Origin of the sequence: Paraburkholderia acidicola (assembly GCF_002362315.1) — a bacterium.
Lineage (GTDB): Bacteria > Pseudomonadota > Gammaproteobacteria > Burkholderiales > Burkholderiaceae > Paraburkholderia > Paraburkholderia acidicola.
Genome location: NZ_MTZV01000004.1, coordinates 1,042,178 through 1,066,325 on the forward strand (window position 1 = coordinate 1,042,178; position 24,148 = coordinate 1,066,325).

The 24,148-nt window shown below is 63.8% G+C and carries 25 protein-coding genes; 7 read left to right on the forward strand and 18 right to left on the reverse strand.

Annotation, left to right across the window (positions count from 1 at the left end; all coding sequences use genetic code 11):
* The first annotated feature begins 372 nt into the window (after positions 1-372).
* On the forward strand, positions 373-1,143 hold the full coding sequence (locus BWP39_RS14965) for a DeoR/GlpR family DNA-binding transcription regulator (RefSeq protein WP_096721371.1): 771 nt from the start codon (positions 373-375) through the stop codon (positions 1,141-1,143).
* Between the two features lie 18 nt (positions 1,144-1,161).
* On the opposite strand, the gene BWP39_RS14970 is transcribed toward BWP39_RS14965, so the two are convergent.
* Entirely contained in the window at positions 1,162-2,829 is a 1,668-nt protein-coding gene (locus BWP39_RS14970) for a Na/Pi cotransporter family protein (protein WP_096721373.1), read from the reverse strand.
* A gap of 163 nt (positions 2,830-2,992) precedes the next feature.
* On the opposite strand from BWP39_RS14970, the gene BWP39_RS14975 reads away from it, so the two are divergent.
* Complete coding sequence (locus BWP39_RS14975) at positions 2,993-3,682, forward strand: histidinol-phosphatase (protein ID WP_096721375.1); 690 nt, start codon at positions 2,993-2,995, stop codon at positions 3,680-3,682.
* A 58-nt stretch (positions 3,683-3,740) separates the two neighbouring features.
* On the opposite strand, the gene BWP39_RS14980 is transcribed toward BWP39_RS14975, so the two are convergent.
* The 3 genes from BWP39_RS14980 to tauA all read right to left on the reverse strand — a co-directional run bounded on the left by BWP39_RS14980 (position 3,741) and on the right by tauA (position 6,472).
* The gene (locus BWP39_RS14980; protein ID WP_207556925.1) at positions 3,741-4,517 is read right to left on the reverse strand and encodes an ABC transporter permease subunit; all 777 of its coding nucleotides are present in this window, start codon (positions 4,515-4,517) and stop codon (positions 3,741-3,743) included.
* 122 nt (positions 4,518-4,639) lie between these two features.
* Entirely contained in the window at positions 4,640-5,437 is a 798-nt protein-coding gene (locus tag BWP39_RS14985) for a taurine ABC transporter ATP-binding protein (RefSeq protein WP_096721379.1), read from the reverse strand.
* 12 nt (positions 5,438-5,449) lie between these two features.
* A complete protein-coding gene (gene tauA / locus BWP39_RS14990; protein WP_096721381.1) occupies positions 5,450-6,472 on the reverse strand; it encodes a taurine ABC transporter substrate-binding protein in 1,023 nt (340 codons plus the stop codon).
* 640 nt (positions 6,473-7,112) lie between these two features.
* Here tauA and BWP39_RS14995 point away from each other — a divergent pair.
* Positions 7,113-8,840 carry a hypothetical protein gene (locus BWP39_RS14995; RefSeq protein WP_133116880.1) on the forward strand — a complete coding sequence of 576 codons (1,728 nt, stop codon included), beginning with the start codon at positions 7,113-7,115 and terminating at the stop codon, positions 8,838-8,840.
* 75 nt (positions 8,841-8,915) lie between these two features.
* Here the strand turns inward: BWP39_RS14995 and lipA are convergent, their stop codons facing one another.
* The 3 genes from lipA to BWP39_RS15010 form a co-directional block, all read right to left on the reverse strand.
* Complete coding sequence (gene lipA, locus BWP39_RS15000) at positions 8,916-9,938, reverse strand: lipoyl synthase (RefSeq protein WP_096721385.1); 1,023 nt, start codon at positions 9,936-9,938, stop codon at positions 8,916-8,918.
* Positions 9,939-9,951: 13 nt separating this feature from the next.
* Complete coding sequence (gene lipB / locus BWP39_RS15005) at positions 9,952-10,728, reverse strand: lipoyl(octanoyl) transferase LipB (RefSeq protein ID WP_096721387.1); 777 nt, start codon at positions 10,726-10,728, stop codon at positions 9,952-9,954.
* Positions 10,729-10,823: 95 nt separating this feature from the next.
* On the reverse strand, positions 10,824-11,153 hold the full coding sequence (locus BWP39_RS15010; RefSeq protein ID WP_091009412.1) for a DUF2917 domain-containing protein: 330 nt from the start codon (positions 11,151-11,153) through the stop codon (positions 10,824-10,826).
* A 113-nt stretch (positions 11,154-11,266) separates the two neighbouring features.
* Between BWP39_RS15010 and BWP39_RS15015 the strand changes: the two genes are divergently transcribed.
* A complete protein-coding gene (locus BWP39_RS15015; protein WP_096721389.1) occupies positions 11,267-12,262 on the forward strand; it encodes a transcriptional regulator GcvA in 996 nt (331 codons plus the stop codon).
* A gap of 13 nt (positions 12,263-12,275) precedes the next feature.
* On the opposite strand, the gene BWP39_RS15020 is transcribed toward BWP39_RS15015, so the two are convergent.
* The 9 genes from BWP39_RS15020 to BWP39_RS15060 form a co-directional block, all read right to left on the reverse strand.
* Positions 12,276-12,548 carry a DUF493 family protein gene (locus BWP39_RS15020; protein ID WP_096721391.1) on the reverse strand — a complete coding sequence of 91 codons (273 nt, stop codon included), beginning with the start codon at positions 12,546-12,548 and terminating at the stop codon, positions 12,276-12,278.
* A 73-nt stretch (positions 12,549-12,621) separates the two neighbouring features.
* Positions 12,622-13,842 carry a D-alanyl-D-alanine carboxypeptidase family protein gene (locus BWP39_RS15025; protein WP_096721393.1) on the reverse strand — a complete coding sequence of 407 codons (1,221 nt, stop codon included), beginning with the start codon at positions 13,840-13,842 and terminating at the stop codon, positions 12,622-12,624.
* A 348-nt stretch (positions 13,843-14,190) separates the two neighbouring features.
* Positions 14,191-14,835 carry an alpha/beta hydrolase gene (locus BWP39_RS15030; RefSeq protein ID WP_096721396.1) on the reverse strand — a complete coding sequence of 215 codons (645 nt, stop codon included), beginning with the start codon at positions 14,833-14,835 and terminating at the stop codon, positions 14,191-14,193.
* 8 nt (positions 14,836-14,843) lie between these two features.
* A complete protein-coding gene (locus BWP39_RS15035) occupies positions 14,844-15,167 on the reverse strand; it encodes a (2Fe-2S) ferredoxin domain-containing protein (RefSeq protein ID WP_096721398.1) in 324 nt (107 codons plus the stop codon).
* 186 nt (positions 15,168-15,353) lie between these two features.
* Positions 15,354-16,511, reverse strand: coding sequence for a VanZ family protein (locus BWP39_RS15040; protein WP_096721400.1), 1,158 nt, complete (start codon positions 16,509-16,511; stop codon positions 15,354-15,356).
* A 59-nt stretch (positions 16,512-16,570) separates the two neighbouring features.
* Positions 16,571-17,191: an ABC-type transport auxiliary lipoprotein family protein gene (locus BWP39_RS15045; protein WP_096721402.1), complete on the reverse strand. Its 621-nt coding sequence runs from the start codon at positions 17,189-17,191 to the stop codon at positions 16,571-16,573.
* 18 nt (positions 17,192-17,209) lie between these two features.
* Positions 17,210-18,169, reverse strand: coding sequence for an MlaD family protein (locus tag BWP39_RS15050; RefSeq protein ID WP_096721404.1), 960 nt, complete (start codon positions 18,167-18,169; stop codon positions 17,210-17,212).
* A 16-nt stretch (positions 18,170-18,185) separates the two neighbouring features.
* Positions 18,186-19,064, reverse strand: a complete 879-nt coding sequence (locus BWP39_RS15055) for an ABC transporter ATP-binding protein (protein ID WP_096721406.1) — start codon at positions 19,062-19,064, stop codon at positions 18,186-18,188.
* Entirely contained in the window at positions 19,061-20,218 is a 1,158-nt protein-coding gene (locus tag BWP39_RS15060; RefSeq protein ID WP_235851449.1) for an MlaE family ABC transporter permease, read from the reverse strand. The genes BWP39_RS15055 and BWP39_RS15060 overlap by 4 nt, the downstream gene beginning before the upstream one ends.
* Positions 20,219-20,343: 125 nt before the next feature.
* On the opposite strand from BWP39_RS15060, the gene BWP39_RS15065 reads away from it, so the two are divergent.
* Genes BWP39_RS15065 through BWP39_RS15075 form a run of 3 tightly spaced genes read left to right on the forward strand, consistent with a single transcriptional unit; the run spans position 20,344 to position 22,389 of the window.
* A complete protein-coding gene (locus BWP39_RS15065; RefSeq protein WP_096721408.1) occupies positions 20,344-21,255 on the forward strand; it encodes a biotin--[acetyl-CoA-carboxylase] ligase in 912 nt (303 codons plus the stop codon).
* On the forward strand, positions 21,252-22,097 hold the full coding sequence (locus BWP39_RS15070; RefSeq protein WP_096721410.1) for a type III pantothenate kinase: 846 nt from the start codon (positions 21,252-21,254) through the stop codon (positions 22,095-22,097). Before BWP39_RS15065 ends, BWP39_RS15070 begins: the two co-directional genes overlap by 4 nt.
* A gap of 52 nt (positions 22,098-22,149) precedes the next feature.
* A complete protein-coding gene (locus tag BWP39_RS15075) occupies positions 22,150-22,389 on the forward strand; it encodes a hypothetical protein (RefSeq protein ID WP_096722608.1) in 240 nt (79 codons plus the stop codon).
* 74 nt (positions 22,390-22,463) lie between these two features.
* Here the strand turns inward: BWP39_RS15075 and rfaE2 are convergent, their stop codons facing one another.
* Positions 22,464-22,946 (reverse strand): D-glycero-beta-D-manno-heptose 1-phosphate adenylyltransferase, encoded by a 483-nt coding sequence (gene rfaE2 / locus BWP39_RS15080; protein WP_096721412.1) that lies wholly within the window; start codon positions 22,944-22,946, stop codon positions 22,464-22,466.
* A gap of 174 nt (positions 22,947-23,120) precedes the next feature.
* A complete protein-coding gene (locus tag BWP39_RS15085; RefSeq protein ID WP_096721414.1) occupies positions 23,121-23,996 on the reverse strand; it encodes a ferritin family protein in 876 nt (291 codons plus the stop codon).
* Positions 23,997-24,148: the final 152 nt, after the last annotated feature.

The window sequence follows — 24,148 nt, forward strand, 5'->3', positions numbered from 1 at the left end:
CCGCCGGCAAGCGTCGCGCTGCAGTGCACCCAAAGCGCTCGTGCGCACCCGTACAGCGGTGGCCCCGCCGATCGCCCTGGCAGTATGTCCAGCTAAAACGACGCGCAGTTTACCGAAAGCGACATCGATTGTTCGAAAGCGGACACATCCCTTCCTTTCCGAACATCCGATTTTCGAAATGCGCACCGAATCGCCAATCTGCGAAGGCTAAATTCAAATACACAACTATGCAAGCTGCCAAAAAAATACAACACGCGGCGGATAAAATAGTACGCTCGACATCTGTATGACATACCCGAATGGCAGTGATGGGTATGCGTAGCACGCTTAATTTTCCTTATTTTGTTTCCTTTTTGCGCCGGGACTAATGGCATGTGGCAGAAAGACCGTCATCAACGAATCCGCGCACTCCTGTCGACGCTACAACGGGTATCCACCGAGCGCATCATGGCGGACCTCGATGTGTCGCGCGAAACCGTGCGGCGCGATCTGCTCGACCTCGAAGCGTTGGGTGAGCTGCGGCGCGTACACGGCGGCGCGGTACGGCCCGGTGACGAAGCGCCGATCGCGGAACGCGCGCATACCCACGTCAAGTCCAAGAACGCGATCGCAAAAGCGGCAACCGGTGTGATCGCGAGCGGCCAGACGCTCTTCATCGATGCGGGCACGACCACTGCGCTACTCGCCGAAGAACTGGCGAAGCTCGCCAATCTGACCATCGTCACCAACTCGATCGACGTCGCGCTAAAGCTGCGTGGCTCTGCCGAATCTACGGAAATGTCGAACGAAGTCATCCTGCTGGGCGGCTCGATCAGCGAACGCGCGTTCGCCACTACCGGGGCGACGACGATACTCGACATCCGGCGCTATCGCGCCGATGTCGCGCTGCTGTCGCCAACCGGCGTCGATGTGCGCAGTGGTGCGACGAACTTCGATCACGCCGAAACGGAAGTCGCGCGTGCGATGGTGGACTGCGCGGACAAGATCGTGATCCTCGCGGACTACAGCAAGATTGGCCAGCGCAGCCGCGTGTCGTATTGCCCCGCCGAACGCATCGACGTGCTGATCACCAACAGCAAGGCGACCGACGTGCCCGACTTCGCGCCGCTAAAAAAGAAAGTGCGCAAAGTAATCTTCGCCTGAGCGCGGCGTACAGGTCGCTCATTCCTTCACGTGCATCGTGTCGAGCGCGCGCTTGCGCAGCCGTGTTTGCCGCAGGGCGCCCGCTGCGTCGAGCACGGGGTAGGCCGTCGAACAGAACAGCGAGTTGAGCCGCTTCATATCGCTGATCAGGTCCAGATGCAGCGCGCTGGTTTCAATGCTGCGCAGCGTCTGTCCCGTCAGCCGGTCGACGTGCGCATACGAATAGGCGCGTTCGAGATCGCGGAAACGTTCCTTCTCGGCCAGCAACCGCTCCGCACAACGCAGGTCGCTGTTCAGGAACACCGATAGCCCAAGCTGCAGATTGCTGACGAGCCGCGTATGCAGGTCCTCGAGTTCGCCGAGCCCTTCTTCCGAGAACGACAGACGATGCGAGATCTTCTTCTCCTCGATATCGCTGACGATGCGCTCGATGATGTCGCCCGCGTGTTCGAGATTGATTGTCAACGCGATGATGTCGGTCCAGCGGCGGCTATCGGGCTCGTCGAGCTGTTCGCGGGAAATCTGCGCGAGATAGGTCTTCACGGCCGCATACAGATGATCGATGTCGTCGTCCATGCGGATCGTTTCGCGCGCTTTCTGCAGATCGTTGTTGTGTAGCAGCTCGGCGACGTTATCGAGCATCGCACGAACGATGTCGCCGACGCGCAGCACTTCGCGGGCAGCGTTTGCGAGCGCGAGGCTCGGCGTAGACAGCGCGGCCGCGTCGAGATGCAACGGACGGATCTCGCCGTTCGGCACGGCACGATCGGGCAGCAGGCGCTCGCAGATGCGTCCGACCGGATCGATCAGCAGCAGGCACACGCAACAGCGCAGCGTGTTGTAGATCAGATGAAAGCCGACGGTCGCTTCGCGCGGATTGGCGATCAGCACCGGCAGCCCGCGCGCGAGCAACGACGCGAACGGCAGGATCAGCAATGCGCCGGCAAACTTGAACGCAAGGCTGCCAAGCGCAAGGCGTCGCGCCGCGGCGTTCTGCGCCAGCGTACCGAACAGCGCCAGCATGCCGCTGCCCAGGTTTGCGCCAATCACGAGGCACAGCGCGACCTTCAGCGAGATCACGCCTGACGAGGCGAGCGTCGCCGTCAGCAGCACCGCTGCGAGGCTCGAGTACGAGATCATCGCGAACGCCGCGCCGACCAGCGCATCGAGCATCGTGTCGCCGGTCAGCGCGCCGAACATCACGCGCACGCCGGCGCCGGTCATCATCGGCTGAGCGGCTTCGACGATCAGATGCAGCGCGAGCAGGATCATGCCGAGGCCGATCGCGGTCCGGCCCACCTGGCCGAGACGCGTCTGCTTGCGTGACAGGAACACCGGTACGCCGAACAGCACGAGGATCGGCGACAGCCAGGACAGATCGAGCGTCAACACGCGCGCCATCAGCGCCGTACCGACGTCGGCACCGAGCATGATTGCGAGGCCGGCCGTGAGCGGCAACAGCCCCTGCGCCGCAAACGACGTCACGATCACCGCAGTCGCATTACTGCTCTGTACAAGACTCGTCACGCCGATCCCGGCGAGAAATGCCTTCAGACGACCATCGGTACTACGGCCGAGCACGCGCCGCAGATCGGCGCCGAGCACGCGCAGGATGCCAGTGCGCACGATATGCGAGCCCCACACGAGCAGGGCGACCCCAGACAGCAGATTGAGAAGAATCAACATGACTGACTACGCTTTCGATACCTTCGGCCACGATGGTCGCTGGCTGCCGGCCAGAAGCAGCGCGGCGTTTGTGACAGTAGTGTTGCACATTTTTGCCATATTGTAATTTTGTGCATTTAAATATACGATCGCCCCGACTGACCACTGCCGGGAGAGAGAAGTAATGAGCCGCAATCTTGCGCTGTTCGATCTGGACCACACGCTGCTGCCGCTCGACAGCGATCAGTCGTGGGCGCATTTCATTGCAGGGTTGGGGATCGACGGGGCGCAGCAGCACGCCGATGAAATCGACGCGTACTACCAGCAATACGTAGCAGGCACGCTCGACATGAACGATTACCTGAACTACACGCTCGCGCCGCTGGCTCGCCATTCGCGCGCGCAGCTCGACGCGTGGCATGCACAGTTCATGGAAAAGGTGATCGTCCCGGCCATTCGCCCTGCCGCAGTTGCGCTGCTGCGTCGGCATCTCGATGCGGGTGACCTGTGCTGCATCGTCACCGCGACCAACGTGTTCGTCACGGCGCCAATCGCGAAGGCACTCGGCATCGAGCATCTGCTCGGCATTGAGATCGGCACCGAGGGCAACGACCCGGCTGCGCGCTATACCGGCGCTGCGACCGGCGTACCGAGTTTTCGTGAAGGCAAGATCGTGCGCACGGACGAGTGGCTCGCATCGCTCGGGCACACGCTGAAGGACTTTCCGAAGAGCTACTTCTATAGCGACTCGATCAACGATGTGCCGCTGCTCGAACGCGTCACCGATCCGGTCGCGACGAATCCGGACGACCGGCTGCGCGTTGTGGCGAAGGAGCGAGGCTGGCCGGTGCTTGAGTTATTTGGCACTGCCTGATCCGGCGCGTGAGCGAGTGCGTGACGTCGTAGTTGCGTGACGTCGTAGTTGCATAACGTTACGCACGCCCCTTCCACGGCACGAGCCGCCGCTCGAGCGCACGCATCCCGAGATCGAAGATCCACGCGATCAGGCCGATCAGCACAATCCCCATCACGACCACATCGGTGCGCAGAAAGCTCGACGCGTTGAGCACCATCTGTCCGAGCCCCGCAGTCGCCGCGACCATTTCGGCAGCGACGAGCGTCGTCCAGCCAAAACCGATCGCGATGCGCAGCCCGGTCAGGATCTCGGGCAGCGCCGCCGGCAATACGACATGGCGCACGACCTGCGCAAAGCGACCACCGAGCGAATACGCAGCATGAATCTGTTCAACGGTAGCGCTACGCGCTCCGGCGCGCGCGGCCATCGCGATCGGCGCAAAGCAGGCCAGATAGATAACGACGATCTTCGCGGTTTCATCGATACCGAACCAGATGACGACGAGCGGCAGGTAAGCGAGCGGCGGTAGCGGTCGGTAGAACTCCAGAGGGGGATCGAGCAACCCGCGCGCGATCCGGCTCACGCCCATCAGGATGCCGACCGGCACTGCGGTGGCCGCTGCCAGTGCGAACGCGCCGAACACGCGCAACGCACTCCACGCCAGATGCTCCGATAACGGCAGACCGCCCTGAATGCGGCCGTGCCATGCATCGATAAACGCGGCCCATACCGCTTCGGGCGTGGGCAAAAACAGCGGCGGCAGCCAGTGCAGGTGCGTGGCGAGCCACCATAGCGCGGCCAGCGTCGCCACCGAAGCCGCGCTCAACGCTGCGGTCGGTCCTTCGCCGGGCATGCGCCATGTGCGTGCGGAGCGTCTGGCAGGTTTTGCCGTTCGAACGCGACCCGATGCATGGTCCGTCCTGGCGTAGACAACCGGCTCCAGCACAGGCCGCTCGAGTGAATCGCGCGATGCCGTCATGACACACTCTCCTGCGGCGCGCGTTCGTGCAGATGCCGCACCAGCCGTTCACGCCACTCGATGAAATCCGGTGCGGACTTCACCGCGCGCGCATCGCGCGTCTCGATGAAGCGCCGCGCGAACGGCAAGGTCCACGTCTGCGCGATACGACCCGGACCAGGCGTCATCACGACGAGACGTGTCGCGAGAAACAGCGCCTCTTCAACACTGTGCGTGATGAAGAACACCGTCTTGCCGGTTCGATCCCACACGTCGAGTACCAGCTCCTGCATCGACTCGCGTGTCATTGCGTCGAGTGCGCCCATCGGTTCGTCCATCAACAGCACCTGCGGATCGCTGGCAAGCGCACGCGCGATACCCACCCGCTGCTGCATACCACCCGACAACGCATACACACGCGAATGCGCATACCGCTCGAGCCCGACCAGCGCGAGCACGCGACGTGCGATGCGCTCGCGCTCCGCCTTCGGCACGCGCTGAAAGCGCAGCCCGAGCGCGACGTTGTCGAGCACATCGAGCCACGGCATCAACGCGTACTTCTGGAACACGACGCCGCGATCGGCACCGGGCCCATCGACCGGTTCGCCGTTCAGCAGAATCTCGCCTTCACCGGGCGCGATAAAACCAGCGATGCAGTTGAGCAACGTCGTCTTGCCGCAGCCCGACGCGCCGAGCGCCACGACGAATTCGCCGGGCTCGATGTGCAGGTCGACATCCTGGAGCGCGATTGTCGGCGGTGTGCCGCGCGCGCCCGGATAAGCAACCGATAGATGCCGGATTTCGAGTCCGCTCATGTCATGTCCGGCTCAAGGTGTCGCATGCTGCACGAATTGCGGATCGACGCCCACCGAATAGTCGGGCAGCACGTTCTGGATCGTGCCCTGTGCTTTCAGGAACGTCGCCGTCGCCGCCAGCGACTTCGCTGCACCTGACTGCGCGCCGCCACCGAGCCATACGTTCGACGCCTGCTCCGCCGGCGTCGGAAACGCGTAGAGCGCGAGGCTCGCGGGCACATCCTGCGCGTTGGCGCCGGATTCCTTCGCGACCGCGACCACCTGCGGCGAGGCTGCATTCCACGCGGCGCTGTGCGCACGATAGTCGGCATCGGTCGAGGCGAGCACCTTGACGAAGCGCGCGACGAAGTCTGCGTTATCGCGAGCGAAGCGCCGGTCGACGACGAAGCCATCGAAGGTTGCCTTGCCCGTCTCGCGAGCGACCTGTCCCGACGTGATCAGCACCTTGCCGTTCTGCTTCACCTTGGCGAGCACCGGGTCCCAGATGTAGGTCGCGTCGATGTCGCCGCGCGCCCATGCCGCAGCAACTTCAGGCGGACGCAGGTTGACGATCTTCACGTCTGAAGGATTGACGCCCGCGTTCTGCAGCGCGACGAGCGTGTGGAAGTGCGAGGTGGACACGAACGGCACACCAATCTTCTTGCCCTTGAGCCCCGCGATGCTCGATACCCCCGAGCCATCGCGCGCAACCAGCGCCTCGGCATCGTTGATGTTGTCGAGAATCCAGAACAGCGAGATATCGACACCCTGCGACAACCCGGCCGCGATCGGGCTCGAGCCTGCTTCGCCGAGTTGCACCGAGCCCGATGCGAGCGCACGGATCACATCGGCGCCGCTGCCGAGCTTGCGGTACGTGACCTTGTAGCCGGTGGCTTTCTCGACGGCGCCGGTGGCCTGCGCATAGCGCCACGGCACGACCATGTCCTGATAGGCAATGACGACCTCGCGCGTGTCGGCGTGCGCGGTGTTGGCGAGCGACGCCGACAGTGCAAAGCACGCCAGTGCAGCTGCGAGCGGACGAAAGAGTCGGTTCATCTGGAAGCCCCGTTGGATCAGGATGTCTAAAAGGCTTCCGACTATAGGGAGTTTGATGCCGTGCGGTTCTAATTAATCCGCGATTGCTAATGACGATGTTTGAGCATTGCTTTTCGCGTTGGGGTGGATTGTCGGGACGGTGGGGGTGTATGAATGGCCCTATGCGGCAGACGGTGCGATGCGGGTTGCATGTAGCAGGAAGTTCCGGCCGCATCGCGACCGTTCAGGGCGGCCATCTTCGCAGGGCGATTCAAATTTTCGCGCCTGATCAACCGACCAGGTGAGTTTGATGTTTTTATGAATTCCTTGAAGATTAATTCGATTCAACGGGAAATAGATTAGCGAGTACTCGTCATACAACGTGCTGGTGCGATGGTATCTCCGCTAATCCGGACTGCCTCGGATTCACTTCGTTTGACGCTATTCCAGAGGCTAAGTCTTGAGTTCAATTACAGAATCTGGCGGGTCGTTCGTCGGGACTATTGCTCCTCGCCCCGAAGCCACACCTACGCCTCCCCCTGAAGGGCCACGTACTGGAAATGGAGTCGCTCCTTCGCCTGTAGCGACATCCCCACTTCTAACGGGTCTGGTGCCTCCGCCTAGAAGAGGCTCATCGAGTTCGCCAGGAAACGCGAACCCTATGCGCACGTCGGCGAATCTGTCGGGTACCCGCCGCGCATCTTCTGCAAGCGATGCCGGCAGAACGCAGCTTGATTCGCCTCGTGCCAACCTTGGCTCGACCCAACAGACGGTGTCACCGGAAGACGCTGCGGATCTCGCAAATGCAAGATCCCTCATTAGTTCCATGTTCGATGACATGGAGCAACGCCTCTCTGAGCCGATGCAACCGGCTGGTAATACACGGCCTCAGACGCCGACATCTGCAGTGGAACGAACATCGACGTCAACACTGGAACAAACGTCGACAGTCGAGCAAGAGCCCGTGGCGACGCATACCGAAACCCGCGTCGAAACGGTTGCTGCGCCAAAAAACCATGAGCTGGAGGCCGCGAGAGAGGCCGGCAACGCCGGATGGTTCGCGAACCTGAGCGCCGGTGAGCGTAGCGCAGTGGCGAAGTTTTTCCTCGACGTCGTGAATAACGAGTTCGCGCTCCCCGCCGCAAGGGTTGCTGCATCGATCTTCAACATTGCTTTACGTAACGCTCCCACGGTGGGGCTACCGACCGCCATACGCCAGACGCTTGCGCACTTCATTGGCAATGACCCAAAGAAAATCGACGAAATCGCGGGCTACCTCCTTAGTGGAATGCCTATCGCGCTTGAGACCGGGGGACTATTGCTGGATCGCTACAAGCAACGAGACACCGCGCTCACGCGTACATCGCGCCTGGCGATGATTGGGGTCAGCGTCACTTCTCTCGCGGCTGCCGCAAAAACCCCGAATGGGGCCGACGGTGCCGGGCCTACGAGCGCGTTGACGCAATCCGCGCGAGCGCTGGCGGTGTTTTACAACTACTGCGCGAATCGCGACTTTGCACAACGAGTCCTCCAGCTAAAGGACCAGTTACCCGGCATCGATATGGTCGCGGTGATGATTGCGGGTCTCTTTTACGGCGGCAATCAGACGGTGGTCAACCTTGCGATGGCTTTTTTCGCTTCGCCATCTGGCCAGGGGACGATGTCCCTCGAAATGGGCAACAACCTGCTGCGGGCTTTGTTTAACTGGGCTGGCGAGACAGTCGACGATACGGTTCTCGGTGCTCTTCAGGCCTGGCGGCAAGGCGTGCCCTTCCAGACGAGGCTGGCACCTCAGAGACCCTCCGGCGAGGATCTGCTCAATACCACTTTTGGCCAGTTCGCTGCGCGCGTTACGGTATTTGGCGCAGCGGTCCTGCTCTCGCAGGTATTCGTTGCAAAGACAGCGGAGCTGTCACCAGAGGCCCAGAAAATCTTCAGCTCTATCCTGGGCGGAGGGATACTGGGTGCGCTCTACAGTCTGTTCGTGGGCACCTTGAAGACCGAGGTTCGCACACCGATTCGGATCGATCCCGAAGCACCCGCCGTCGCTCCAGGTGGCGTCCGGAGTTCGGGCAGACCTGCGGATGAACCCATAGAACTGGAGCGTATGCCAGCCGCGCTGACCGGCGCGGAGGTACCCAATCCCGAACCGGCCCCGATGCTGCAGCCAAATGTCGGCAATCAAGATGGAGCCGGCACCACCGGTGCTGGCGAAAACAGAAGGACTCTGGAAGAGCTCGCGCAACAGCTTGCGCCACCTTCCCGGAACCGCGCCGACGGGCAGCAACGGACTGATCCTGCCGGCGTACCTGACCCGAACGAAACCGCGGCTTCGCCGTTCCGTCTGAATGTGGAGATACCGGGCCCAGAACTCGGAGCACTGTTCTGAACGGCGATTTTGCCGGGTTGATCTGCTGGCGGTGCGACCAGAGCTTCGGGGCGAGGCGTGAGAAACCGCAAATTTTCAGCTATTAATATCTACGACACCCGCCCCATGCGCCTGCAAATCGGCGTGATAACTCGAGCGCACCATCGCGCCAACCGCAGCGTGCGTGAAGCCCATCTTGTACGCCTCTTCCTCGTACATCTTGAACGTATCCGGATGCACGTAAGCACGCACCGGCAGATGGTGTTCGGACGGTTGCAGATACTGCCCGATCGTCAGCATGTCGACGTCGTGTGCGCGTAGATCGCGCATCACCTGAAGAATTTCCTCTTCAGTTTCACCAAGACCGACCATCAGCCCGGACTTCGTCGCAACATCGGGATGCAGCGCCTTGAAGTCCTTCAGCAGCTTCAGCGAATGCGCGTAGTCGGAACCCGGACGCGCTTCCTTGTAGAGACGCGGCACCGTTTCGAGGTTGTGGTTCATCACATCGGGCGGCGCGGCGTTGAGAATTCCGAGCGCACGATCCAGACGACCGCGGAAATCCGGCGTGAGAATCTCGATGCGCGTTGCGGGCGACTGTTCACGCACCTGGCGAATACATTCCACAAAGTGGCCCGCGCCACCATCGCGCAGATCGTCACGATCGACGCTCGTGATCACCACATACTTCAGCTTCAGCGCCGCAATCGTACGGGCGAGATTGACGGGCTCATCGGTATCGAGCGGATCGGGGCGGCCGTGCCCGACGTCGCAGAACGGGCAGCGACGCGTGCACTTGTCGCCCATGATCATGAACGTCGCCGTGCCCTTGCCAAAGCATTCGCCGATATTCGGGCAGCTCGCTTCCTCGCACACCGTGTGCAGGTTGTGCTCGCGCAGGATCTGCTTGATTTCGGAGAAGCGCGAGCTACCGGTCGCAGCCTTCACGCGAATCCACTCCGGCTTCTTCAGCTTTTCGATCGGGATGATCTTGATCGGGATGCGCGCGGTCTTGGCCTGTGCCTTCTGTTTCGCCGTGGCATCGTAGGCAGCGGGAGCGGCGGCAGCGTCGGTAGGGGCGGCAGTAGCGCCGGCGAGGTTCGCGGTAGCGTCAGTCATTCGTTCGATCCAGTCAGGCGGTGACGGCACCGGCCTGCGGTTGGGCGGCGGCTGCGGTGCTGCCGTCGAGGTTTGCGGTGAGGCGGGCTGCAAGGGTGCCGGCTACGTCGTTCCAGCCGGCGGCAACGCCGAGCGTCGCCATATCGACGGTTTCGAGCCCGGCGTAACCACAGGGATTGATGGCCAGAAACGGCTGCAGATCCATCGCTACATTCAGGCTGACGCCGTGATAGCTACAGCCGTTGCGGATCTTCAGCCCGAGGGCGCCAACTTTCGCGCCGGCATGCAGCCCCGCGTGCGGGCCGGGTGCCACGTAAATGCCGGGCGCGCCCGCCTTGCGTTCTCCGGCGAGATTATACGCCGCGAGGGTATCGATCACGGCCTGCTCGATCCGTGTGACCAGTTCGCGCACCATCAGCTTGCGCCGTCGCAGGTCCAGCAGCAGGTATGCGACAACCTGCCCCGGCCCGTGATACGTGATCTGCCCGCCCCGATCCACCTTGACGAGCGGAATGTCGCTGTCGGCGGCGAGCAGGTGGGCGGGGTCGCCGGCCTGACCGAGCGTGAAAACCGGGAGATGTTCGACGAGCCAGATTTCGTCGGGGGTGTCGGCGGTACGCTCGTCGGTGAACGCGCGCATGGCCGCGAAGCTGGTTTCGTAGGCTTCCACGCCGCGCCAGCGCAGCAGCGGAGCCGGAACGGCAGGCGCCGTCTGGACGTTCGCGCTGGCGGCGTCAGGAGCAATCGGGCTGGGAGAGGGGGAGGAAGGCAAAACCGGCGAAGCGCACATAGTTCCAGCAGTTTACCGAAAACCGTGGCACCTCGCCGGAGGCACGCCATATCGCTATGGAACGTCCGGGCCGGCTCAAACTGGTTCGGACCGGCTCAAACCGTGCGCCAGCCGTCCCGCTGCAGATGCATCGTCAGCCGCTCGACGATCCGCCCCAGCCAGCCGCGTACGCGCTGGTCGCAACGACCGGGCACCGAAAAGGCGACGTTCGCAGCCAGATCGCTCTCGGCGCTGAGCCACAGCCGCTCGCCGCTGCGCAGCCGCAACGTATGGCCCGGCTGGAGCCAGTAGTCCCGGGTGTCGTCGCTGCGCGTCACCCAGACAGGGCCACCGCTAATCGCCAGCCGCGTGCTGCGCGTGACCCGCATCGGTACGGTTTCGCCGGACTTGATTTCGAACACGATACTAGAGGAAATTTCTCGCATGACAGACTCCGCAAAGGCTCGTTGACTGACTACAATCCTAGGCGTAACAAGGGATTGCGCATAACGATCAATTCTCACGGCTATGTGAGCCAGATTGCGATGGACCGACCACCATGGACCTACGACAGCTCCCCGCGCTGAACGCCATCAAGGCATTCGAGGCCGCCGCCCGGCACGAGAGCTTCTCGCGCGCCGCCGACGAGCTCTTCGTCACCCACGGCGCCGTCAGCCATCAGATCCGCGCGCTCGAAGCGGAGCTCGGCATTGCGCTGTTCTCCCGCGACGGCAAGCGCGTCCAGCTCACCGACGTCGGCCGGCGCTACGCAACCCAGGTGCGCGCCGCATTGACCGCGCTTGTCGACGCGACGCAGGCCATCCGCGGCGGCGACCGCGAGCGGCGGCTGGTGGTGTCGATGCTGACGTCGTTTGCCGCACGCTGGGTAACGCCGCGCCTCGGCAGCTTTATCGAAGCCAATCCGCAGTGGGACCTGGAGCTGCTGTCCACCAACGCGCTCGCCGATTTCACACGCGACGACATCGATGTGGCGATCCGCTTCGGCTACGGCAAATATCCGGGGTTACACGCTGAATTGCTGCTGGAGGAGGTGTTCTTTCCCGCGTGCTCGCCGACCTTCAACGGCGGCAAGCTGCCGAAAGTCCCGACGGATCTCGCGAAATTTCCGCTGCTGCGCTCAGACGACGAGTTGTGGCGCCCGTGGTTCGACGCGGCGGGTTTGAACGACTGGCCGGAGCCCAAGCGCGGGGTGCTGTATGAGGATTCGTCGAACCTGCTGCAGGCTGCGATCGAAGGTCAGGGCATTGCGCTCACGCGGCGCTCGCTGGCTATGCCCGAGGTTGCCGCTGGCCGGCTGGTACGGCTCTTCGACATCGACGGGCCGAGCCCGTGGCAATACTATTTCCTCTGCCAGCCGCAGATGCTACAGACAGCACGCGTGATGGCGTTCCGCAACTGGGTATTCGAGGAAGTCAGACGGTTCCGGCAACTCTTCGAGCGCGCCTGCCAGGAAGGTCCGCAGAAAGCGGTGAAGGGCGGAAAGACCGGCAAAGCGGAAAAAGCCGCCCGGCCGTCGCTGCAGGTCGAGCCCTGAACGGCTGTTCCGCTCAGAGCACGACCTTGACCATCGGGTGTCCGGTCAGCGCGCGGTAGATATCGTCGAGCTGCTCGCGGTTAATCGCCCGCACCGTCACCGTCAAACCGGTGTAGTTGCCGCCGCTCGACGGCCGCACTTCGATGCGCCCGGCGTCGACGCTGTTATCGAACTGACGGATCACCGTCACGATCGTGTCGGCGAATTCAGGATGCGACTTGCCCATCACCTTGATCGGGAAATCGCACGGATACTCAATGAGTGATTCTTCGTTCACAGGGCTCATTCTTGACTCCTTGAAACACCGCGCACGGCGTAACCCGACGACGCGCGCGGCGCAACCCGGGACGCCGCGGGTCTTACTTCTTCTTGTTGAACATCAGCATCAGCGAATCCCACACGCGACCCGCTACACCCGCCTGCGGCACTGCTTCGAGCGCGACGACCGGGAATTGCGCAAGCGTCTTGCCGTTGGCCACGAGCTGCACGTTGCCGACCTGCTGGCCGTCCGTGAGCGGCGCGATCAGCGGCGAATTCAGCGTGACCTGCGGCTTCGCCTTGTCGGCGGCGCCCTTCGGCAACGTGAGGAACTGGTCGCTCTTCACACCAACCTTCACCGTGTCCTGCGCGCCCTTGTAGATACGCGCCGTCTCGATCGTCTGACCGGCCTTGTACAGCCGCACCGTGTCGTACGCGCTATAGCCGTAGTTCAGCATTTTCAGGCTGTCCTGCACGCGGTCGTGTTCCTTCACCTCACCCATCATCACGGTGACGAGACGGCGCGATGCATCGGGCGTACCTGGCAGCGAACGCTTCGCGGTCGCGATCAGGCAGTAGCCGGCCGCTTGCGTGTGACCGGTCTTCAGACCATCGACGGTCGGATCGATCCACAGCAGACGGTTGCGGTTCGGCTGCTTGATCTTGTTGTAGGTGAATTCCTTCACCGAGAAGATGCTGTAGTAGTCGGGGAAATCGCGAATCAGGCGCGTGGACAGCAGCGCGAGATCGCCGGCGGTCGTGTAGTGCTGCGCGTCGGGCATGCCGTTCACATCCGCGAAATGCGTATGCGCCATGCCGAGGCGCTGCGCCTCTGTGTTCATCATGTTGACGAACTGCGATTCGCTGCCGCCGACCAGTTCGGCCAGCGCGATCGCCGCATCGTTACCCGACTGGATGATCATCCCGTAGACGAGATCGTGCACCGTGACCGGCTTGTTCGCTTCGATGAACATCCGCGATTCGTCGGTGCGCACGCGGCGCACCGCTTCGCTCGGCATCACCGTCTGGTCCATCGAGATCTTCTTCGTCTGCAGTGCTTCAAAGACGAGGTAGGCCGTCATCAGCTTGGTCAGCGATGCGGGTTCGACGCGCTCGTCGGGGTTTCCCGATGCCAGCACCTGGTTGCTGGTGGCATCGACGAGTACCCACGAGCGCGCGTTCACCGCTGGCGGCGGCACCTGCGCGAAGGCCGTGCTCGCGACCAGCGTAGCGGGCAGCAGCACGCCGAGCGTCACGGCACGGCTGAGGGAAGACGGAACGAGAGAGGACAGTGACGAAGAGCCGGGAGTGGAAAAACGCATAGGATCGATTCGGGCAGGGTGAGCTTCGTGCACACGAGGGCACACGCGCAGTGCATGGTTGGGTAGAGCCGGTCGGCGAGCGCAGCGCCGCAAAAACAGTGCGGCGCCCATTGGACTTGCGGCCACGCGATCGGTTCGCGCAGATGCCGGGCATCCGGCGCTGCACGTGCTCAATCGGGCCCGCGCACTACCGGATGGGCGGCGCTGCGCCCAAAAAAGAGCGCTCATTATACGCGCCGCCGTATCGACCGATCGGGGCCGGTCAGCGAAAACCGCCAGAAAATAGCCTGTGTGACGCGAAAAACGGCTTCATCGCGTAGGTGCGATTCGTGCCGCATCAGTACCGCATCAATGCCAGGCGTCGACGATGATGCGCTTTAAAATATGCAGCTTGCGATGCAGAAAATGCTCGGCGCCCGGAATCACGACGACCGGCAGTTCTTGCGGTCGCGCCCAGTCGTACACCGCTTGAATCGGCACCGTATCGTCGGTTTCGCCGTGAATCACGAGCGTATTCTCAGGCACCGGCGCGACCTCCCAGCGGCTCGCCGCCGTGCCGACGAACACCACTCTTTCGATCGCCTTGCCAGCCTCGCGCAGTTGTTGCGCGACGTGCGACAACACCAACGTGCCGAATGAAAAACCCGCGAGCACGAGCGGCAGATCGGCATAACCCGGTTGCGCGCGCATGTGATCGAGCACCGCGTGCAGGTCGTCGCGCTCGCCGAGGCCGTCGTCGTGCTCGCCTTGCGTTTGCCCGACACCGCGAAAATTCGACCGGTAGGTGACGTAGTTGAGTTGCACGAGCGTACGCGCGAGCGTCTGCGCAACCTTGTTGTCCATCGTGCCGCCGAAGAGCGGATGCGGATGCGCCACCAGCGCGATGCCGCGCGGTGCGGCGCCGGTTTCGCGCACGGCGTCGGGCAGATCGAGTGCGACCTCGATCTTGCCGACCGGGCCGTCGATCAGAAAATGCTGTGTGTGAACGTTCATCGTGTGATTTACCGGTCGATCAACAGCCGTTCGACGATCTTGCCATTCGCGAGATGCGAATCGACGATCTCGTCGATGTCGGCTTCATCGACGTACGTGTACCAGATGCCTTCCGGATACACGACGATGGTCGGACCTTCCTCGCAGCGGTCGAGGCAGCCGGACTTGTTGATCCGCACCTGCCCCGGACCCGCAAGGCCCAGTTGCTTGACGCGTTTTTTCGCGTACTCCTGCATCGCCTGCGAATTGCAGTTCGCGCAGCTCGGACGGTCTGCGCCAGGGTCGCGCTGATTCAGACAGAAGAAGACGTGGTGCTTGAAGAACGAATCCATGATGGGCCGGAAGGTACGCGGGAGTGTGGGGACCGCTGCGGCGCGACGCTGCAATACGTTGTATATGCTGCATGCGCGCTACGCACGGCTAGTTGTGCGGTCGATTATAACGAGCGCGGTGGCAGCTCGCAGCCACAGGCGTCGATGAAGCTCAACGAGGTGAGCCGAAGCGAGCGCCGGAAAGATTCAGCGCCCGGCACGACGCCGTGTAAGCCACGCCCGTTCCGCCGAAAACGCGAGCCACACGAGCATCGCATACGGCCACGTCCACGCGAGCCAGCGCGCGAGTCCGTTGAAGTGCAGATAGCGGCCCTGGCGCCAGTCGGCGAGCACGACATCGAAGTACGGATTCACCGGCAGCAGATTCACGCACACCAGCGCGACGGCAAGCGCGCCCGCGGCCAGGGTGGCTCGCCACGTGGGTGGCAGGACGAGCGCCAGTAGCGCCGCCGCAGTGCCCGCCACGAGCCCGATCAGCGCACCGGGCGTCGCCCAGTCGAAAGCGAGACCGGACTGCGATTGCAGGAACGTGGCGCCGACCTTGACGAACAGCGTCAGCGCGATCAGGCCGAGCATCAAGCGCACGCGCGGGGCGCGCGGCCGGATCGGCAGCGATGCAAGTGCGGCTGCCGCAAACAGGTTCAACGCGGTGACCACCGCTTCCCACGCGTCGTCCGGCATCCACGCGGCGAGCAATCCTGGCCACGCCGCGACATGCCACGAAGCCGGCGTCCACGCGAGCAGCGCGTCCTGCATCGTCGAATCGAAGTTCAGCCACAACACGCGCGGCCAGTCGCCAATGCCGAACAGCAACGGTGCGGGAAACATCGTTGCGAACGGCCATAACCCGGTCAGCGCGACCAGCGCCGCCGCATCGCGCTCGAGCCACAAAAAGCGCAACCGGCGCAATGCGCCGCGATCGAGCAGCGCACCGGTCGCGGGCGCCATCAGCGCGGCACCGAGCAACGCACCTAGTGCGTTCGCCGTGAGATCGAGGTTCGATGCGACACGGGTCGGCAGATAGGTCTGCACCGCCTCCATCACGCTCGATAGCAGCGCACCGAGCGCAAACCCCAGTGCGATGGCCGACGCGCCGCGCCGACGCGGATAGATCGCGAGCACGACAAGCGCACCAAACGGCATATAGCCGAGGACGTTCGTCACGACGTCGAATGCAGTCAGGTAACGCGGAAGCGGATCGTTCAGATAGTCGAACGGACCGAGGCCGAGCGAGCGCCAGCCGGAAAACGGATACCACGACCCGTAGACGATGAGCGCGGTATACAGCCCCAACGCCTGCCGCGCGAGCGCGGACGGGCGGCGCTGCCACGGCTTGTCGCTCATGCGGCGCTCCGGTGTCCGCGCGGCGCGCCGCTCACGACGCGCCGCTCATCGCCGGTTGCTCATTGCGCGGCCACCAGCGGCTGCACGCCGAGCCATGCGGCGATCTGCGCGATCAGATCGTTGCTCGCCGCGGCCAGTGCGGCGGCGCCCCCTGCGGCATCGGGCGAACTGGCGGGTGCGCGGGCCACGAACGTGTGCTGCCCGATCACCTTACCGTTCTGGATCAGCGTGGCGCGTGTCGTGACCGCGCCGTGGCTTTGGGCCTGTCCGTCGAAGACCTGCTCGAACTCGTCCAGTTCGATCTTCAGCACCGGCGCTCGCACACCATCCGCACCGGTCAGCACCGTGCCGCGCGACGACAGCGCGGCGCGCAAACGCTGGGTCAACAGTTGCGCAGGGGCCATCGTCCAGTGGCTGTTCGAGTACGACGAGAGCCGCTGCGCATCGGCATAGCCGAGGCGATAAACGAGGTGATCGGAATCGAGCGTCTGCGGCGCGCTGACCTCGAGCACCTTGATGGCGGGCAGAGCGCCACCGGTGATCGCCGGCGTTGCCGGGCCGAGGTCATAGCGGAAATCGGCGACTGCAGCCGGTGTGCTGCAGCCCGCGAGCAGGCTCACGGCGAGCACCGCAGACAGCACAGCGCCAGTTGAAAAGTAACGATCAAGCAAGCGTGACATGGCAGGGGTCCTTTGAAATCATTGCGCTGCCGCGGGCACACGCGATGCGGGCCAGCTAAAGCCTGGCTCGCCGGGGCCCGGCGCAGAGGGCGCCGTGCCGAACAGCACACTGCGCGGGTTGTTGCTGAATGCATCGGCGGCACGATCCACCGAGCGCGCCGCCGACCTCACATCCTGAGACAGCGAATTCACACGCGGCAGCGTCTCGTAGCTGACCCGCGCGGACAGATCCTGCAGCGTGCTATCCATCGACGACAGCGCGATGCCCGCCTGCTGTGCCGCCGTGCCGACCTTGTTGAGCGGGCCGTCCGAGCGGTTCAGGCTCGTGATCAACTGGTTAGTCGACGCGAGCGTGCTGTCCAGTTGCGTCAGCGTGCCGGGCAGCTTGCCGACCGTCGGGCCCATCTGCTGACTGAGCGTCGTCACGCCGTCGGCAGCGTGCTGCAAACTGGCAGCCGTTGCGAGCAACTGGTTGCGCATGTCGTCGGAGAGCATCGCGTCGACGTCGCCCACCGCCTTTTCAAGTTCCCGCAGCAGCACGTCGCCGCGCTCCTGCAACTGGTCGAGCAGGCCCGGATGCATCGGCAGTTGCGCCACATCCTTCACGGTGGACGGCAGCGGTGCAGGATCGTGGCCCGTATCGTCGAGCTGGACGAACGCGATTCCCGTCACGCCCTGAAAGCCGAGGCTGCCGAATGTGGAGCGCGTGATCGGCGCATTCTTGTCGACCACGATGCGAATCACGATCTGTCCCGGATGCGAGCGATCGAACTTGATCGTCTGCACCTTGCCGACGTCGAGCCCGCGATACCGCACGGCGGCATCGGTATAAAGCCCGGTGACATTGGTCCGCGCGATCAGGTCGTACGGAATGCGCACCGACCGGTCGACGTTGAACAGGAACGCCGCCACGGCGATCGCGACCAGCAGCGCGACAGTGAAGAGCCCGGCCCAGAAGGCGTGCGATTTGTTTTCCATGGTCAGGTTCCCTGGTTCACAGCGGTAGCTCGGATGACGCCGGCTCGAGCGCGGCCGGCGGCAGCTTCGCACGGCGCTCGGGCGGCAACGCCTGGAGCGCACGGCGGCCGCGCAGGCCGAGGAAATATTCGCGGATGAACGGATGATCGACGTTCGCGGCTTCTTCGACGGGCGCGGCGACGAGCACCTTGCGATCCGCGAGCACCGCAACGCGCGTCGACAACGCGACCATCGTATCGAGATCGTGCGTCACCATCACGACCGTAAGACCGAGCGCGCGATGCAGCGAGCTGATCAGTTCGACGAATTCGTCGGAGGCGCGTGGATCGAGCCCGGCGGTCGGTTCGTCGAGAAACAGCAACTCGGGTTCGAGCGCGATGGCGCGCGCGATGCCCACGCGCTTGATCATGCCGCCCGACAGCGCGGCCGGCATCTTCGATGCGTGCTTGCACGGCAGCCCGACCATCTCGAGCTTGAGCATCACGATGTCGCGCAGCAGGTCGTCGGGAATCTTGCCGAGTTCGCGCAGCGGTTGCGCGATGTTGTCGAACACCGATAGCGACGAGAACAGTGCGCCCTGCTGGAACAGCATGCCGGAACGGCTGCGCATCAGATGCGCGGCCTCCGGGTCGATCTTCGAGGTGTCCTCGCCGAACACCAGGATGGTCCCCGACGACGGCCGCTCGAGCCCGAGGATCTGCCGCACGAGCGTGGTCTTGCCCGAGCCCGACCCGCCGACGATCGACACGATCTCGCCGCGCTTCACGTCGAAGTTCAGATGCTGATGGACGATGTTGCGGCCGTAGCGTTTGGTGAGGTCGCGCACCTCGATCACCGGCTCGGCGATCGACGGTAGCGGCTGGCCGCGCACGGCGGAAGTGAGTGGCGCGATCATCCGAGCCCCACGTTCTGGAACAGGATCGCGAACACGGCATCTGCGAGGATCACGACCGTGATCGACGACACGACCGAAGTCGTCGTGCCTTCGCCGAGACTCTGCGAGTTCGCCTTGATGCGAAAGCCAAAATGACAACCGACAATCGCAATCAGCATGCCGAACACGACGCCCTTGCCGAGGCCGATCCACAGGTTCGCTACCGGCACGACGCCCGGCAGCGCGCGCACGAAATAAGACATGTCGATGCCGAGCACGATTTTCGCGGCGAGCGCGCCGCCGGTGAGCGCGATGATGTTGGTCCACATCACGAGCAGCGGCATCGCGACGGCGAGCGCGACGACGCGCGGCAGGATCAGCCGCAGGCCGTGCGGGATGCCCATCACGCGCATTGCGTCGAGTTCTTCGGTGACGCGCATCACGCCGATCTGCGCGGTGATCGCCGAGCCCGAGCGCCCGGCAACCAGAATCGCCGACAGCACCGGCCCCAGTTCGCGGATCACCGACAGCCCGAGAATGTTCACGATGTACTGGTTCGCACCGAACAGCCGCAACTGCTGCGCGGACAGATAGCTCAGCACGATGCCGATCAGGAACGCGACGAGCGCGGTGATTGGCAGCGCTTTCGTGCCGGCGCCGTAGACGTTCGCGGAGATCTCGGTCCACGGCGTGATCTTCGGATTGCGCGCGATGGCCAGCAGATCGAGCACGACACGACCGAACATCGCGATGCCACCCGACAGATGCTCGAAGAACGAGAAGAGCGACAGGCCGAGGCGCGTGAACGGATCGATGCGCGGCACGGCCTCGACCGGTTCGCGGCCCGCGTCGAGCAGCGCGATGCGCTCGAAGATATCGCGCTGTGTGTCGTTCAGTTCCGCGAGTTCCGGCGGCAGCCGGTGGCCCCAGATGCGCCACAGTGCCTGGCCGCCGACGTGATCGAGCCGCTCGACGCGCGACAGGTCCCATTGCACGACCCGCTCCGCACTGCCCGCCAGCGCGCGCAGACGCGGCACCACGTGGCTGCGCGAGCGCGCCAGCGCGAGCGCCGTCCACTGGCCGGAGAGCCGGACCACCTTGCCCTGATTGCCCGCAGTGATGTCGAGACCGGGCGGAGTGTCGAAGTTCAAGGGTGCGTGGAAGAAAGGGGTTATGGGTTTGGGGGCAGCGACCCGGGTGTCAGCATTCGTGTGCCCGGACCAGCGGTCATTGTAACGAACGCAGCGCGTCGCAAGCGTGGCCGCGCCCGCGGTTGGTCCCTGTGGCTACAATACGGGCCATGAACCCACCTACCCCCCCCTCCAGCGCCGGTTCGGCAGGCGACTGGCGCATCGACCGGGCCCGCGCAGTCGCGCTGTTCGGCTCGCATGCGCAAGACTGGCCGATCGAGATCGTCGAAGAAACCGGTTCGACCAACGCCGACCTGATGGCCACCGTCAAGGCGCTGCCGCGCAAGGCCAGCGCGCTTGCCCGGCCGATCGTGCGGGTCGCCTATCTGCAGACCGCCGGTCGTGGCCGGCGCGGTCGCACCTGGTATGCGGAACCGGGCAATGCGCTGCTGTTTTCTGTCGCCTGCGTGCTGCCGCGGCCGCTCGAAGGGCTCGCGGGGTTGAGCCTCGCGGTCGGCGTGGCGCTGGTCGACGGATTGCGCTCGCTGCCGCTCGGTCCCGCGGCTGGCCAGATCGCCCTGAAGTGGCCGAACGACGTGCTGTTCCAAGGCGACAAGCTGGTTGGCATCCTGATCGAAACCGCCTGGAGTACCGACGATGCTAGCGCCGTCGTGATCGGCATCGGTACCAATGTGAAGGGCGCGGACGCGCTCGCCGCGAAGGTTGGGGCGCTCAATGCCAATGTGCCGGCGCAGGTGCGCGGTACGGCGCCGACCGCGCTGTCGCGCGCGCTACCGACGGCGAATCTCACCGATACGCTCGCCGCCGAACTGAATGCCCTCGAACCCGCATTGCAGCGTTTCGCAACCGACGGCTTCGCGCCGTTCCGCCAGCGCTGGAACGGCTGCCACGCTTACGCGGGCCGCGAAGTGGTGCTGATCGAACAGGGTAAGGAGATCGCGCGCGGCGTGGCGGCGGGTGTCGACGAAAGCGGCCAGTTGCTGCTCGACACCGCGAGCGGCCGCGAAACGATCGCTACCGGCGATGTGTCGCTGCGGCTCGCCAGCGACGGTGCCGCATGAGCGACGCGCTATTTTTGCTGATCGATGCAGGTAATAGCCGGGTGAAGTGGGCGCTAGTACGGGCCGACGGCACGCAAGTACAGAGCGGCACGTTCGAACATCGCAAGGCGCAGGCCGGGGTCGACGAAGCCGCCGATGGCCCCGACTGGTCGCAACTGCCGGTACCGCGCGGAGCGTGGCTGTCGAACGTCGCGGGCGCCGCGGTTGGGCAACGCATCGACGCACTGCTCGATGCGCACTGGCCCGCTCTGCCGCGCACGGCGATCCGTGCGGTCGCGCGGCAATGCGGCGTGTCCAATGGCTATACGACGCCGTCCGCGCTCGGCAGCGACCGCTGGGCTGGCTTGATCGGCGCGCACGCGGCGTTTCCCGGCGAGCATCTGCTGATCGCGACGTTCGGCACCGCGACGACGCTCGAAGCGCTGCGGGCGGACGGCAGTTTTGTCGGTGGTCTGATTGCGCCCGGCTGGTCGCTGATGATGCGCTCGCTCGGTGAGCACACCGCCCAGTTGCCGACACTCGATATACCGTCCGCGCAAGGTTTGCTCAAGGGTGAGAATGGCTCCGGCCCGTCGTTTGCAACCGATACACTGCGTTCGCTGTCGGCCGGTTGCGTGCTGGCACAGGCGGGGCTGATCGAGCGGGCGTGGCGCGATCTGCAGGCGGCGTGGCAGGTGCCGGTGCGGCTCGTGGTGGGCGGCGGCGCAGCGATCGAAGTGACAGGCGCGCTGCAGGTACCGCATACTCGCCACGACACGCTCGTGCTGTCCGGCCTCGCATTGATCGCTGCCGACGATGCCGCACGGACCGCACCACCCGCATCCTCCGCACCATCGACCTGACCCGCACGTGCCCGATGAACGCAGCCTCATCCTCTCGACGGAGACTCTGACCATGCTGCGCTGGCTGATCGCCATTCTGCTTCTTGCCAATGTGCTCGCGTTTGTCGCGATGCGCGGCGTCTTCGGTCCTTTGCCGGCCGCCGGCATACGCGAGCCGAATCATCTGAACCGGCAGATTCACGCCGACTGGCTCAAGGTGCGTCCGCTGTCGGCTGCGGATGCGGCGGACCAGGCTGTCGTTGGTGGACCGGCCCCTGCTCCGGCGATCGCGGCGTCGGCGATTGCGCAATAGCCGAGCAATCGCCACGTAATAACCGCGCTACCGCCGCATCACCGGCACGCGATTCCCCAGACGAAATACGCGCATCAGCCCTGAGCGCGCACTTTCTTCAGCAGCGAGGTCGTCGAGCGATCGTGCTCGAACGGAATGGCGAGCGCGCTACCGCCCCAGCCGCGCACCAGTGCAGATTCCGGTAACGTGTCCATGTCGTAGTCACCGCCCTTCACGAGCACGTCGGGACGCAGCGCTTCGATCAACTTCACCGGTGTCTGCTCTTCGAAACACACCACCCAGTCGACGCTTTCCAGCGCCGCGAGCAGCGCCATGCGGTCGGCTTCTGCGTTGATCGGCCGGTCATCGCCCTTGCCGAGCATGCGCACCGACGCATCGCTATTCACACCGACGATCAGACTCGCGCCGAGCGCCTTCGCGTCGGCGAGGTACGTAACGTGCCCGCGATGCAGGATGTCGAACACGCCATTCGTGAACACCACCGGGCCGGTTAGCGACGGACGTAGTTGCGCGAGTGCTTCGCGGGTTGTGAGCTTGCGTTCAAAAATGGCAGGCATGGGAATCGGGCAAATGGACGGTGAGTGAGGAGTAAATATCGGACGAATGAAGACACCACGAAGGCGGACACGACGGCAGAAAGAAAAACGGCCCGGCAGGTTTGCGCCTGTCGGGCCGTTTCGTGTCCGTTGCCGGTTCGGGCTACTGATTCTTGCTACCGGCTACCGGCGCAATCAGGCCGGTTGTTGCTGCGCCGAACCTTGCTCGGCCTGCAGACGGCCGACCACTTCCTTGCGGTAGCGATTCAGTTCCTGCGCCGTGTTGAAGGTGCGCTCGAACAGGATCGACAGGTTGTGCAGGATGCGCTCGACAACCTTCTTTTCCCAGCCGTCGTCGAAGCGGATCTGCTCGTCGAGCCAGCGTTCGAGCCATTCCGGATCGGGCAGGCGCGACTGGATCGTGTCGCGCGGGAACAGTGCCTGGTTCACGTGCAGGTTGGTCGGATGCAGCGGCTTTTCGGTGCGACGCGCCGACGCCATCAGCACGCCGATCTTCGCGAATGCCGCACGTGCGACGTCGCCGAAGTTCGTCAGCGCCTTCTTCATGTAGCGCAGGTAGGCACCGCCGTGACGCGCTTCATCGCGCGAGATGGTTTCGTAGATGTGCTTGATGACCGGCTCGGTATGCCATTCGGCGGCCCGGCGATACCAGTGGTTCAGACGGATCTCGCCGCAAAAGTGCAGCATCAAGGTTTCGAGCGGGGGCGCCGGATCGAACACGAAGCGCACCGCATGCAGTTCTTCTTCGGTCGGAACCAGTTCCGGCTTGAAGCGCCGCAGGTATTCCATCAGCACCAGCGAATGCTTCTGCTCTTCGAAGAACCATACGCTCATGAAGGCAGAGAAGTCGCTGTCGTGATGGTTGTCGCGCAGGAACATTTCCGTCGCGGGCAACGCCGACCATTCGGTGATCGCGTTCATCTTGATCGTCGCCGCCTGCTCGTCGGTGAGCAGCGAAGCATCGAACGAGTCCCATGGAATGTCCTTCTCCATGTCCCATCGAACGGACTCGAGCGATCTGTAAAGTTCCGGATAAAGCATGGTGTTCATATTCCCACCCCTGTTTCTGCGCGTTACGACGACTGTTGAATCTGGTTACTGTTTCGGCTGGCGAACGGAAACCGCTTGTTCACACGCTCAATGTTCAATTTTACGCGGCAATCGGACGCTCAGATGCATGCATGTCGCAAAGAAACGTCTGG